General features: G+C 41.2%; 10 protein-coding genes. All 10 read left to right on the top strand.

What is annotated here, in order from left to right:
* Window positions 1-3 precede the first annotated feature (3 nt).
* The 10 genes from QE404_RS14170 (at window position 4) to QE404_RS14125 (ending at window position 13513) form a co-directional block, all read left to right on the top strand.
* Window positions 4-381 carry a helix-turn-helix domain-containing protein gene (locus QE404_RS14170; RefSeq protein WP_307451512.1) on the top strand — a complete coding sequence of 126 codons (378 nt, stop codon included), beginning with the start codon at window positions 4-6 and terminating at the stop codon, window positions 379-381.
* Window positions 382-528: 147 nt separating this feature from the next.
* Window positions 529-2298 (top strand): ComEC/Rec2 family competence protein, encoded by a 1770-nt coding sequence (locus QE404_RS14165; protein WP_307453954.1) that lies wholly within the window; start codon window positions 529-531, stop codon window positions 2296-2298.
* 144 nt (window positions 2299-2442) lie between these two features.
* Complete coding sequence (locus QE404_RS14160) at window positions 2443-3105, top strand: succinate dehydrogenase cytochrome b subunit (protein WP_307451506.1); 663 nt, start codon at window positions 2443-2445, stop codon at window positions 3103-3105.
* 15 nt (window positions 3106-3120) lie between these two features.
* Window positions 3121-5133, top strand: a complete 2013-nt coding sequence (locus QE404_RS14155) for a fumarate reductase/succinate dehydrogenase flavoprotein subunit (protein ID WP_307451504.1) — start codon at window positions 3121-3123, stop codon at window positions 5131-5133.
* 24 nt (window positions 5134-5157) lie between these two features.
* Window positions 5158-5925 (top strand): succinate dehydrogenase/fumarate reductase iron-sulfur subunit, encoded by a 768-nt coding sequence (locus tag QE404_RS14150; RefSeq protein WP_307451502.1) that lies wholly within the window; start codon window positions 5158-5160, stop codon window positions 5923-5925.
* 135 nt (window positions 5926-6060) lie between these two features.
* Entirely contained in the window at window positions 6061-7581 is a 1521-nt protein-coding gene (locus QE404_RS14145) for a TlpA family protein disulfide reductase (RefSeq protein WP_307451500.1), read from the top strand.
* A 101-nt stretch (window positions 7582-7682) separates the two neighbouring features.
* Window positions 7683-9095 carry a 23S rRNA (uracil(1939)-C(5))-methyltransferase RlmD gene (gene rlmD / locus QE404_RS14140; protein ID WP_307451498.1) on the top strand — a complete coding sequence of 471 codons (1413 nt, stop codon included), beginning with the start codon at window positions 7683-7685 and terminating at the stop codon, window positions 9093-9095.
* Between the two features lie 30 nt (window positions 9096-9125).
* Window positions 9126-9602: a DUF6452 family protein gene (locus QE404_RS14135; RefSeq protein ID WP_307451496.1), complete on the top strand. Its 477-nt coding sequence runs from the start codon at window positions 9126-9128 to the stop codon at window positions 9600-9602.
* Complete coding sequence (locus QE404_RS14130; protein ID WP_307451494.1) at window positions 9568-10239, top strand: DUF6048 family protein; 672 nt, start codon at window positions 9568-9570, stop codon at window positions 10237-10239. Before QE404_RS14135 ends, QE404_RS14130 begins: the two co-directional genes overlap by 35 nt.
* 295 nt (window positions 10240-10534) lie before the next feature.
* Window positions 10535-13513, top strand: a complete 2979-nt coding sequence (locus tag QE404_RS14125; RefSeq protein WP_307451491.1) for a zinc-dependent metalloprotease — start codon at window positions 10535-10537, stop codon at window positions 13511-13513.
* Window positions 13514-13632: the final 119 nt, after the last annotated feature.

Here is a 13632-nt window from a genome sequence, read left to right as displayed (position 1 = left end):
ATCATGAGTTTAGGGACGAAAGTGAGGAAATACAGGGAAGCAAAACACTGGTCGCAGGATGACCTCGCGCTGCGCCTGGACGTGACCCAGGGGACGATCTCAAATATCGAATCGGACAGGACCATTCCAAATTCCATGCTTTTAAATAAGATGGCCAAGGAGCTTGAAGTGGATATCAATGATTTGTTGAATGATGCTTCAAATAACATCATGACTAATAATGAATTTAGCGATCATGCCGTTGCTGCCGTAAATCAGTATAATCCTGTCTTTAATATTCAATCAAAAGAAATCACAGAGAGTATTTTGAAAAACCAGGAGCAGCTAACAAAATTGATGGAAGCCCAGACGAAGCTTATTGAGAACCTGCTTAAAAAATAATCCATTCAGCAGATCATGAAAAACGGCGAATAATGTTCCGGCAGTTTTTCTTTTTACTGGTTATATTGTTGTAAAGCATTACTTTTCGGTTTCCGGCTTGTCATTTCTTGCTGAAGTGTTTATTTTTGGATCACACAAGTTTTGAAATTGAACAGGCAACCATTCCTTATTCTCGTCACCTGCTTCATCCTGGGCATCCTGTTCCAGGACAGATTAACCTTGTCAGGCATTGGGGTCTATAGTATTACCGGGATATGTATTCTTGTATTTTCGGCGCTTTTTCTTACATCCTATTTCTCGTATAAGGCAAGACCATATCTTTTAGGCGTATTATTCTTCGGAGCGGGTATCACGGCACACTTTATCCATACTTTTTCCGGAACCGGTTTTCAGCAGGCCTCCCATTCCAATGTGGTTTTCAGGATCACAAAAAAGCTTAATTCAACTGAGAAAAATAAAAAATATGAGATTGAGGCGCAATCCGGGGCAGAAGTTTTCCATGCAGTGCTTTATATCCCTAAAGATCATGAAGAGCTCGACTTTAATCATTATTACCAGGCTTTGGGGTATATCAGCAGACCTGAATCCCCTAAATCAGATTTCCAGTTTGATTATGCCCGCTACCTGAACCGGAAAAATATCAGTTACCAGTGCTACATCCGCAATCACATATCTTCTTCGGTGCGTAAAGATATAAGCCTGACGGAATCCATCCAGCAGAAAAGGCTCGAAGTCTTGCAAAAGATTGACCATACAGGATTGTCAAAGACAACCCGTGAGTTTTTAAAAGGGATTATCCTGGCGGACCGTACGGAAACGGATGCCGTGACAGCTCAGGATTTCAACCGGTCCGGCCTGATGCACTTCCTTGCTATTTCAGGGACGCATATAGTGGTCATTTTCGGTGTGGTATATATTATTCTGACACGTTATGTGCCGGTTTATTTCAGGAAATACGCAATTGTGCTGAGCCTGGTGTTCATCTGGATGTTCGCTGCATTTATCGGGTTCGGGAATTCCGTGGTACGTTCCTGTATTATGCTGAGTGTCTATTATATTTATGTGCTTTTGCAGAGAAAGCCGGATCTGCTGCATTCATTGGCCTTATCTGCATTTGTCATCCTGGTTGCAGATACGCAGCAGCTTTTTGATGTAGGGTTCCAGCTTACCTTTGCCGCTGTCCTTGGAATTTTCTGGCTGAACAGGCCTATTCTGAGACATTTCCCAAAGCAGGATCACTTCATCAAGAAAATTATATTCAATACGGTCTCTATTTCCATTGCTGCCCAGCTGGCCACCTTACCGCTGGTGCTGTATTATTTTCACCAGTTTTCTCTCATCTCCGTTATTGCTAATTTTGCCATCGTTCCGTTTTCAGAAGTGATTATCATTTTCTCATTTGTCATGACTGGAATTATCGCATTGGGTTTTGATTTCACTTTGCTGAATAGTATATATGATACGGTGATCCGTTGGCTGCTCCAGGCGATCCACTGGTTTGCGGGTTTTGACGAGGTTTTTCTGGAAAGTATTCCGCTTAATCTTGTAGAAGTGCTGCTTCTTTCTGCCTTAGTCTATCAAATGAGATTTGCAATACTTAAACCTGATTACAGAAATGCTGTCAGGATGGTTAGTGTGATCCTTGTATTTTTAATGACCAGAACAATTTTTAATATCATTGCCCATCAGCGGGATGAGGTTATGGTCCATCGGCTGTATAAGAATACTGTGTTTTCTGTAAAGACTGGCGGCAAAGCCTGCTTCTGGATTAAAGGTGGTTGCGATAAAGAGCGTATCATGAAAAATATTATCCATCCCTATAAAGCTTCCAGAAGACTGAATGAGGTAGTGGTGAAAACATTCCCTTCCCATGCCTACCAGGTCGCTTATGAAGGTAAAATCTACCCTTTAAATTAGGTTTTTAATTTTTTTGTTTTCCCTTTATTCAGAAGACTTTAAGAGCTTATTTAGAAAGATTACAAACTGGGTAATTGTGAGATTTCTCACTTCTTGATGTTATTAACATTTCTTAATTTTGTGGAAATTCAAATTTAAACTTATATGGCAGGTTTAACGAGTTCTACAATAGGTAGAAAGTATGCTATGGCATTGTCGGCTATTTTTTTGCTGATCTTTTTGGTAATGCACCTTGCAGTCAACCTTTTATCGGTTTTCGGTGAAACGGCTTACAACAATGCTTCGCAGTTTATGGGATATAATCCTCTTATCCAGTTTATTATGCAGCCGGTACTGATCTTTGCCGTGATTTTCCATTTTGTAATGGGGTTTGTTCTGGAAATCAAAAATAAAAAAGCACGTCCTATCAATTACGCAATGAACAGGGGATCTGACAATTCATCATGGTCTTCCCGTAACATGATCATTTCCGGAGCGGTGATCCTTGCTTTCCTGGTACTGCATATGTATGATTTCTGGTTTCATGAAATGAATTACAAGTATATCAACGGTCTTCCGGTTGAGGAATCCAGATTCTGGGGAGATCTTCATGCAAAATTTGCAGATGTTTGGAGAGTGGTTTTATATGTGATCTCATTTGTGCTGTTAGGGCTTCACTTGTCTCACGGATTCCAGTCTTCTTTCCAGTCTATCGGGGCAAGACATCCGAAGTACATGCCGATGCTGAGAAAAGTAAGCATCTGGTATTCTATCCTTATTCCGTTAGGATTTATCTTTATCGCAATTTATCATTATATAACTCAATAATATCAATATACTAATATGAGTAAGTTAGATTCAAAAATTCCAGCAGGTCCTTTAAAGGATAAATGGAAAAATCATAAAGACCATATGAACCTTGTTGCCCCAAACAACAGAGATAAGATTGATATTATTGTTGTGGGTACAGGTCTGGCAGGAGGTTCTGCAGCGGCCACACTGGCAGAGCAGGGCTATAATGTGAAAGCATTCTGCTACCAGGACTCTCCGAGAAGAGCACACTCTATTGCTGCTCAGGGGGGGATCAATGCGGCCAAGAATTATCAGGGAGACGGTGACTCTACCTACAGGTTATTTTACGACACCATCAAAGGTGGAGACTACAGGGCAAGAGAAGCAAACGTTTACAGGCTTGCTGAAGTTTCTGCAAATATCATTGACCAGTGTGTGGCACAAGGCGTTCCTTTCGGAAGAGAGTACGGAGGCCAGCTGGATAACCGTTCATTCGGTGGGGTTCAGGTAAAAAGAACTTTCTACGCGAAAGGACAAACCGGACAGCAGCTTTTATTAGGAGCTTATTCCGCGATGAGCCGCCAGATCGGTAAAGGAAGGATTAAAATGTACAACCGCCATGAAATGATGGAGCTGGTTATCGTAGACGGTAAAGCCAGGGGAATCATTGCAAGGAATCTGGTAACCGGTGAGCTCGAGAGACATTCCGCTCACGCTGTTGTTATTGCTTCCGGAGGTTACGGTAACGTATATTTCCTTTCTACCAATGCAATGGGATCCAATGTTTCCGCAGCCTGGAAAATCCATAAAAAAGGAGCATATTTTGCAAATCCTTGTTATGTACAGATCCACCCTACGTGTATTCCTGTACATGGTACACAGCAGTCTAAATTGACCCTGATGTCCGAATCATTGAGGAACTCAGGAAGAATCTGGGTGCCTAAGAAACTGGAGGATGCTGTAGCCATCAGGGAAGGTAAATTGAGACCGGAAAATATCAAAGAAGAAGACCGGGATTATTACCTGGAAAGAAGGTATCCTGCATTCGGTAACCTTGTTCCGAGGGACGTTGCCTCAAGAGCAGCCAAGGAAAGGTGCGATGCCGGATTCGGAATTGAAAACAACGATACTAAAGAAGGAGTTTACCTTGACTTCTCTACTGAGATCATGAAGAAAGGTAAGGAAGCTGCTATTGAAAGGCATATCCACAATCCTACAGAACAGCAGATCTACGATCTCGGAAAAAATTGGGTAGAGGAAAAATACGGTAACCTGTTCCAGATGTATGAGAAAATTACTGCCGATGATCCGTATAAAACGCCAATGAAGATCTATCCTGCGGTTCATTATACCATGGGAGGTGTTTGGGTAGATTATAATCTTCAGTCTACGATTCCAGGATGTTTTGTTATCGGTGAAGCTAACTTCTCGGATCACGGAGCCAACAGGCTGGGAGCATCTGCACTGATGCAGGGGCTGGCAGACGGATATTTTGTGCTTCCATATACTATCGCAGATTATCTTTCTGCAGATATCAGAACCGGAGCTATCCCTACCAACAGCGCGCCTTTTGAACAGGCTGAAAAAGAAATCAAAGAAAAGGTAGATTTCTTTATCAATAATAAAGGAACCCATTCAGTAGACCATTTCCATAAGAAACTGGGACACATTATGTGGAATAAAGTAGGAATGGGAAGAACTCCTGAGGGTCTTGAAGAAGCCATCAGGGAAATTGAAGAGGTAAGAAACGACTTCTGGAAGAACGTAAGAGTTCCTGGAGATAAGGAAGGCATGAATACTGAGCTTGAAAAAGCATTCAGGGTAGCTGACTTCCTGGAGCTGGGCCAATTGATGGCTATCGATGCGCTGAAAAGAAATGAATCCTGCGGAGGCCACTTCCGTGAAGATCATTCTACACCGGATGGAGAGGCTGAAAGAGACGATGTGAATTACAAGTATGTTGCCGCCTGGGAATATCAGGGGAAAGACATCAATCAGGAAGTAATGCACAAAGAAGAGCTGATCTACGAAAACATCGAGGTTAAAACAAGAAGTTACAAATAATCTCCAACCTATAAATATATCATTATGAGTTCAAAAAAAGGCTTACATCTTACGCTGAAAATTTGGAGACAAAAAAACAATAAATCTAAAGGTCAGTTTGAGACTTATAAAATATCGGATGTTTCTACAGATTCCTCTTTTCTGGAAATGCTGGATATCCTTAATGAAAATTTAATTAACGATGGAAAAGAGCCGGTGGCTTTTGACCACGACTGCCGTGAAGGAATCTGCGGTATGTGTTCCCTGTATATTAATGGTAGAGCACATGGCCCGGATACAGGAATTACTACCTGTCAGCTTCACATGAGAACGTTCAAAGATGGTGAAACCATCGTTATTGAACCATGGAGAAGTGCTGCTTTCCCGGTTATTAAAGACCTGATCGTAGACAGGAGCGCATTTGACAGGGTGATGGCTGCCGGAGGGTTTGTATCTGTAAATACTTCAGGAAATACCCTGGATGCCAATGCGATCCCGGTTCCGAAAGAAGATGCGGATAAAGCTATGGATGCTGCTGCATGTATTGGATGCGGAGCTTGTGTGGCATCTTGTAAGAACGGTTCTGCTATGCTGTTTGTAGGGGCAAAAATTTCCCAGTTTGCATTACTGCCTCAGGGAAGGATAGAAGCAAAACGACGTGTTCTGAATATGGTGAAAGCGATGGATGAGGAAGGATTCGGGAACTGTTCCAATACCGGAGCATGTGAAGTGGAATGTCCTAAAGGAATTTCACTTGATAATATTGCCAGAATGAACAGAGAGTATATGGCTGCCTTCATTGATAAAGGATAGAATTAATCTTTTCAATACAACAAAAAATCGTCTCCTCACAGGATGGCGATTTTTTAGTTAAATCTTTCATAAAAGCATTTTTTAGTTGTATTGAGTATATTGAAAAACTTATTTTTGCGTAATTATAAAATTGAAATGAAAAAATATCTTTTATTGTTTATCATTGCAGTCTTTGCAATGTCTTGCTCTAAAAAAGTTGAAGTAAAAGGAAAAATTACCGGAGGATCTCCATTGGAAAGAATTGAATTCATAGATCCTACCAATATTTCTATGCTGCCTGCAGTAAATTTGGGAGTAGATAAAAACGGAAACTTCTCAGGAAGTTTTGAAGCTCCTAAAAGCGGGATGTATGTGATTTCCTACGGAGGCAAGCAAAATGTTATTTATCTTAAAGGAGGGGAGACTCTTGATATTTCCGGTAACGGGATGACTTTCCCTACAGAATATGTGGTTACAGGGGATGCTAAGAAAAATAATGACTTTTTTACAGCGACTCAGAAATACCTGGGGACCTATGCCCAGACCATCAATATCAATGACCTGATGATGAAGGATGAAAAAACCTTCCTTAAGGGCATCCAGAAAATAGAATCAGATATCAACAAAAATATTGATGAGAATGTTAAGAAGTTCAATCCGGATAACGGAGTGGTGGAATGGAAGAAAAATGACATTGCCAGTACTTTGCTTACCATTATGACGCAATATGAGATGAGCCACAAGCAGATGGGCAATCCTTCTTTCAAGGTAACCAAAGCATTCACGGATTATGAAGATAAGCTTCAGGCCAACAAAGATGACATGATCAAAGAAAGCCCTGCTTACAGAAGTTATCTGCTGACTAAAATGAGCCCGGACTTCCAGAAATATGCGGAAGCCAAAGCCAAAGGAAAAACAGATGTTACCACTTCTGAGTTGTTCAGCCAGTTCCTGAAAGACAAAAAAGATATGCCGCAGTCTACTAAAGATTACCTTCTTGCATTTGTGATGACGCAGTCAGATCTTCAAAATCAGATGCTTACCGATAAATCACTGGCGAAAGTAAGAAAGATTATTGATGAGGATATCAAAGATTCAGGGCTTAAGCAGGATCTTAACAGACTTCAGCTGGCCATGAAAGGAGTAAAAGTGGGTGATGCTGCTCCTGATGCTTCACTGGTAAAACAGGATGGAAAAAAATACAGCCTTTCTGAAAACAAAGGAAAGCCGTACCTAATGATGTTCTATGCTTCATGGAACCCGTATATTGCAGAAGGAACAGTACCCGTGTTAAAGGAGGTTGTTAACTTTTACAAATCTAAAATGAACTTTGTATTTGTGAATATGGACGATACCAAAGACCAGTTCGTAAAAACCAGCAATGCTCTGTTGAAAGGAATTAATGGTATCAATGTCTATGCTGAAGGCGGACTGAATTCAGATATTGCTAAAAAATACGGTATTTACGGATTCAGGTTGCCATCATTTGTTATTGTAGACAAAGACGGGAAGATTGCCAGCAAACCATACGTAAATCTTGGCGAGCAGGAGCTTGTAACCATATTGGATAAACTCACAGGGCTTAGTGCGCCGAGAGTAGATCCGAGGGTACAGCTGCAGGTGGGAAATAATGCCGCCGCACAACAGGCCAATCCTCAGCCGGCCCAGACAAAATAATCAATTTAGAAACAGATTAAAAACCTTGTCTACGGATAAGGTTTTTTTTATTGTATTTTTGCAATGCGAAACCGTGGGGTTTCATCGTTATACTTATCAGAATGAAAAAGAAGAAGAACAGGAATATTATCCTTGAAAATATAAAGCTTTTAAATGCAGGAGCCAAAGGCGTGGCTATCGGAAAAACGGAAGACGGGAAAACTGTGCTTGTATCCGGTGCTATACCAGGGGATGTTGTTAATGCAAGAGTGAAAAAATCAAAGTCCAAATATTATGAAGCTGAAGCTGTGGATATCCTGGAGAAATCGCCGTACAGAGTAGATCCGAAATGCATCCATTTTGGAGTTTGTGGCGGCTGCAAGTGGCAGAATATGAGTTATGAAAAGCAGCTGGACTTCAAGCAGGCGGAAGTATATAATAATATCAAAAGAATTGGTGGTATCGATGATTTTGAAACGGTTCCTATCCTCGGTTCTGCAGAGGAATATTATTACAGGAATAAAATGGAATTCTCTTTTTCCAATGCAAGATGGCTTACTCAGTATGAAATCAGTTCCGAAGAAAATTTCGGCAGCCGGGATGCTCTTGGCTTCCATATTCCAGGGATGTGGAGCAAAATCCTTGATCTTAAAGAGTGCTTCCTTCAGGAAGATCCCTCCAACACAATACGTCTGGCTGTAAGGGAATATGCCAGCAATAACGGGCTGGATTTCTTCGATGTGAGGAACCATGAAGGCTTTTTACGTACCCTAATGATGAGGCAAAACTCTGCAGGAGAATGGATGGTACTTTTCCAGCTCTACAGGGAAGAAAAGGAAAACAGGGAAAAGCTTTTTGGATTCCTGCTGGAAACTTTCCCTCAGATCAAAACATTGGTGTATGCCATTAATCCCAAACCGAATGATTCCATTTACGACCTTGATATCCATGTATACCACGGAGAAGGCTTCTTAATGGAAGAAATGGATGGGCTTAGGTTTAAGATCGGTCCGAAATCTTTCTTTCAGACCAATTACAAACAGGCCCTTGAACTCTACCGTAAAACTTTGGAGTTTGCAGACCTGAAAGGGGATGAAGTGGTATATGATCTTTACACCGGAACCGGAACCATTGCCCAGTATGTTGCCAGAAGGGCCAAGCAGGTTATCGGGATAGAATCCGTACAGGAAGCAATAGATGCAGCGGTTGAGCATGCCGAACTGAATGGCCTTACCAATTGTACGTTTTATTGCGGAGATATGAAAGATGTTTTCAATGATGAATTCCTTGCCAACCACCCAAAAGCGGATGTCCTGATTACGGATCCGCCAAGAGACGGTATGCACCAGAAGGTGGTGGAACAGATATTAAAGCTTTCACCGGATAAAATAGTTTATGTAAGCTGTAATTCCGCAACGCAGGCAAGGGATCTTGCCTTGATGAAAGAACAGTATACCGTAGTAAAAATTTTACCGGTAGATATGTTCCCGCAAACCCATCATGTGGAGAATATTGCCTTGCTGATCAAAAAATAACAGATGTAAATTTGAACCCACCCTATACCTATGAAATACCTTAAAATTTTTCTGTTGACCCTTATCCTCGGCCTGGTTTTTTCCTGTGGCGGGGATGATGATATCTGTGAAAGCGGGGAAGGTACTCCAAGAATGAAAGTATCCTTTAAAAGAGAAAGTTCAGGTCTGCCAAGAACACTGGACTCGCTGTATGTAGCGGTTGATTACGGATCGGGTAAAGTACAGCTGGGAAAACAGACTAACATCAATTCCCGGCTGATTCCTCTTAGGGTTGATGATGCTCCGTATACCGATGTCTATTTCAGGTTATCAGATAAAGGGGCAGAATCGAAAGTGAGAGTAAGCTACACCACCAGATCCACTTATGTATCGCCTGGATGCGGAATTAAAAAGAACTACGAAAACCTGGACGCCCAATTAACCAATCCCAATCCGGTACTGAAGCTTGAAGCCGGTCAAAACTTTATAGAGAATGAAGACAAAACAATTCTTTACCTTCTTTTTTAGTGTCTTGAGCCTATTTTGCCTTTCGCAGAATAAACAGACAGCACCTGCAAAAGCAGAAAAGGAAAAATGGAAGTACGAACCTAACTTCATGGTGGGGTTTGACCTTCTAAATGCCGGAGTTTCTTTCTTTTCAGACCGGAAGGTATATCAGGGGTTTATTTCATCAAGGATAAAAGGAGATATTCATGCCATTGCCGAAGCTGGTTTCGAATCGAATATCTATACGAAAAACAGTTATGATGGTAAAGCCAACGGTCCATTCGTAAAGCTGGGAGCATTTTATATGCTGGCTAAAGACAGCGAGAATCCTTTCAATGGGTTTTATGCCGGCGGAAAGCTGGCCGGATCTTTCTACACCCAGGAATATATGGCCGTACCGGTAAGAGGGTACGGAGGCAGCAATTCTTCCGTAGCTTTTCCCGCTTCCACTCAGTCTTCATTCTGGCTGGAGGGCGTATTAGGCGGTCGTGTACAGCTATTTGAATCCAACTTTTATATTGACGTCAACCTTCAGCCTAAATACCTGGCTTATACTACCAAACAGGATGATATCCAGCCGATGATTGTTCCCGGCTTCGGAAAAAGTTCCTCTAAATTTACCATGGGATTTGCGTGGAATATTGCGTATAAGTTTTAAGGATCATTTTAAATCACAGGGCGGAAACCCAAGCTTTCATACGGCTGCTCCTGTTCAGCTATAATATCATATTCGTATTATATTCTGAAAACACATTTGTGAACGGTACATAAAAAGTACTGGATTTTAGGGATTGTTTACTGTAATTATTTGGTTTAGATCAAGTATATCTTGTATAATTTTAAGTATAATTTTAAATTTAACATAATATAACTGATTTTATCCTTGATAACAAAGCATAAATATTTATATTTGGAGTTATCAAATAATTCATAAATAATTCATAAAAATTTAAATGAAAAAACTTATTACTGGTTTATTGTGTAGCTTCATAGGGAGTAGTGCGCTTGCTCAGTGGACTCCTGCAGCTATAGCTAAGAGGAATGTCTCTGAGGTTTCTCTTTCAAACAACGCTTATTACAAGTTGGATCTCAACAGGCTCAGGTCACAACTTGAAAATGCTCAGGAAACCGGACCAAATGCAAAAGCCGTTGAAATCTCATTGCCGACCATGAGAGGGAAAATGGAACGTTTTGCAGTGTACAGTTTTCCTGTTATGGTAAAAGAACTGGCAGATCAGTATCATCTGGGCTCTTATGTGGGAGTAGGTATTGACGATCCTTCAAAATTCTTAAGATTTTCAGTATCGCCAAATGATCTTCAGTCTATGATTATCAAAGGAGGTGAATATGAATTTATTGAGCCTTCCAACTCCGACAAAACCATTTACGAAGTTCATGCAAAATCCAAACCTACCGGCGGGAAAAGCTTTATCTGTAGTACAGAAGAAAGTCCTGCGGCAAAGGAACAGATAGAAGAACTTTTGCAAAAAGGGCAGTCTTTCAGCAATCAGCCGACTGACTTTTCAAAAATGTCAGATAAAAAATACAGAACCATGCGCCTGGTAATGTCTGTTACCGGTGAATATACTGCTTTTCACGGAGGTACCGTTCCTGGTGCTTTAGCAGCAGTTAATGCTACGATGACCAGAGTGAACGGTGTCTTTGAAAAAGATTTTGCATTGCACCTTAATATACAGAATTATACCAACGTTATTTATACGGATGCAGCTTCGGATCCTTATTCTGACGCAGCTACAGGAGCTGCCGGGGCATGGAATCTGGAACTTCAGCAGACATTAACGGCTAATGTAGGAAATGCCAATTATGATGTCGGACATTTGTTTGGTGCTTCCGGAGGCGGAGGAAATGCAGGATGTATAGGATGTGTATGTATCAATCCTTCTACCGCCGTGCCAAAAGGTAAAGGATCGGGATACACCTCTCCGGCAAATGGTATTCCTCAGGGAGATACCTTTGATATTGATTATGTTGCCCATGAGCTTGGGCACCAGTTGGGGGCAAACCATACATTCTCTCATGCAATTGAGGGATCCGGCGTAAATGTTGAACCGGGTTCAGGATCTACCATTATGGGATATGCAGGTATTACCGGGGCCAATACAGATGTTCAGGCAAATTCTGATGCTTACTTTCATAAAGCGAGTATTACACAGGTTCAGAATAACCTGAATGTCAGGACCTGTGATGTTGAAACAACAATCACGAATACCCCTCCTGTAATTGCAGCTTTGCCGTCATACACCATTCCTAAAGGTACAGCATTCGTTTTAACAGCTTCTGCAACTGATGCTGAGAATGACCCGCTTACTTACACATGGGAACAGGTTGACAGCGGTCTCACCAGTGCGCAGACAATTAATAAAAATAACATAGGAACAACTACTTATGGCGCGGCGTTCAGGTCTATAGCCCCAACAACCAGCCCAACTCGGTATTTTCCTAAGTTATCTTCCGTAATAGCAGGAGTATTAGACAATTCCCTGAATACCTGGGAGTCTACTCCTCAGGTGGCAAGAAATATGAAATTTGCCGTAACGGTAAGAGATAACAACCCGACCTCCACACAGCAACAGACTCAATTTGCAGAGCAGAATATCACTGTAGGCGGAGACGGGCCTTTCAGAATTAATGCAGGTAATTATTTGTTCTCAAATGTCAGCAATACTTTAACATGGGATGTAGCTAACACCAGTGGCGCACCATACAATTCAGCTAATGTTAAACTGGACTACTCAACAGATAATGGTGTAAACTGGACTACCATTATTGCCACAACGGCCAACGACGGAACGGAAAGCATTAATATGCCGGCTTCATTAAACGGACAGTTTGTTATAGTAAGAGTTTCATCCATCGGAAATATATTTTATGCGGTAAAAAAAGTAATGGTGACAACCCAGGTAGGTTGCGGAAATGCAGTTACCGGAGTTTATGTTGATAACATAACCAATACCGGAGGAACTGTAAACTGGGCACCGGTGAGCGGAGCAGTTTCTTATGTCATCCGATATAAGAGAACTTCAGATACTACATGGCAACAGACTACTACGACGGCTACTACTGTTAATCTTACCAATATTATATCCAATGCAACATATGAAGTGCAGGTAGCTTCAGTTTGTGGAACTCAGGGCTCTTTTTCAGCAAGTACCGTTTTCTCAACGCTGAATCCTACTTATTGTACAGTGGCTGTTACCAACACTGCACCACAGTATGAATATATTTCTAATGTAACTTTGACCAGCAGTACGGGAGCAGTGCTGATGAGCAATTCATCAGGACCATCTGCTTATTCAGATTATACTGCGAATACAGCGCTTCAGCCTAACCTGACAGCCAACAATACCTATACATTTTCAATGACTATAACAAATGCGGATTATGATACTGCTGCTGTTTTCATTGATTATAATAAGAATGGTGTATTCGAGGCTTCAGAAAGGATATTCAATTATCCGGTAAACCTTCCTACAGGACCAATTACAGGGACATTTACAGTGCCTTCCACGACCATTACCAATCAGCCACTGAGAATGAGGGTCATCCTGTATTACGGGGGACAGGCTCAGGCGGGATTATCTCTAGGATCTACGTATGCAGGTTGCGGGGCAATCGGTTATGGTGAAGCGGAAGATTATAATGTTATCATAGCGACTACGCTTGGAACATCTGAAGTAATTGCAAACAGCGGAATTAATATTTACCCTAATCCTGTTTCCGATGTCCTGAACGTAACCAAGGTTTCGGATAAAGCTACCTATAAAATATATAGCGCGGCAGGACAACTGATCCAACAAGGAAATATTAACGGCGGTAAAATTAATGTTGCTGAACTGATTAAAGGTGGATATATTATATCGATTGAAGATAAAGACAAGGATCTTTTCAGATCTAAGTTCATTAAAAAATAAAATCCTTTATTTTGATAAAAATCCCCGGCTTTTAACCGGGGATTTTTTATTTTGAATGGAAAATACGTTATCATTAGTTTTATATAAAAAAAATACTTGAACTCATAAGATAATAATAA

The sequence above is a fragment of the Chryseobacterium camelliae genome, from assembly GCF_030818575.1.
GTDB classification, from domain to species: domain Bacteria; phylum Bacteroidota; class Bacteroidia; order Flavobacteriales; family Weeksellaceae; genus Chryseobacterium; species Chryseobacterium camelliae_A.
This window is presented reverse-complemented; position numbering and strand designations above follow the sequence as displayed.

Bases quoted from the DNA above. Each gene is read 5' to 3' on its own strand.
- QE404_RS14130 (WP_307451494.1), top strand. From the start codon at position 9,568: ATGAAGACAAAACAATTCTTTACCTTCTTTTTTAGTGTCTTGAGCCTA.
- QE404_RS14160 (WP_307451506.1), top strand. From the start codon at position 2,443: ATGGCAGGTTTAACGAGTTCTACAATAGGTAGAAAGTATGCTATGGCA.
- QE404_RS14145 (WP_307451500.1), top strand. From the start codon at position 6,061: ATGAAAAAATATCTTTTATTGTTTATCATTGCAGTCTTTGCAATGTCT.
- QE404_RS14135 (WP_307451496.1), top strand. From the start codon at position 9,126: ATGAAATACCTTAAAATTTTTCTGTTGACCCTTATCCTCGGCCTGGTT.
- QE404_RS14170 (WP_307451512.1), top strand. From the start codon at position 4: ATGAGTTTAGGGACGAAAGTGAGGAAATACAGGGAAGCAAAACACTGG.
- QE404_RS14150 (WP_307451502.1), top strand. From the start codon at position 5,158: ATGAGTTCAAAAAAAGGCTTACATCTTACGCTGAAAATTTGGAGACAA.
- QE404_RS14155 (WP_307451504.1), top strand. From the start codon at position 3,121: ATGAGTAAGTTAGATTCAAAAATTCCAGCAGGTCCTTTAAAGGATAAA.
- rlmD (WP_307451498.1), top strand. From the start codon at position 7,683: ATGAAAAAGAAGAAGAACAGGAATATTATCCTTGAAAATATAAAGCTT.
- QE404_RS14125 (WP_307451491.1), top strand. From the start codon at position 10,535: ATGAAAAAACTTATTACTGGTTTATTGTGTAGCTTCATAGGGAGTAGT.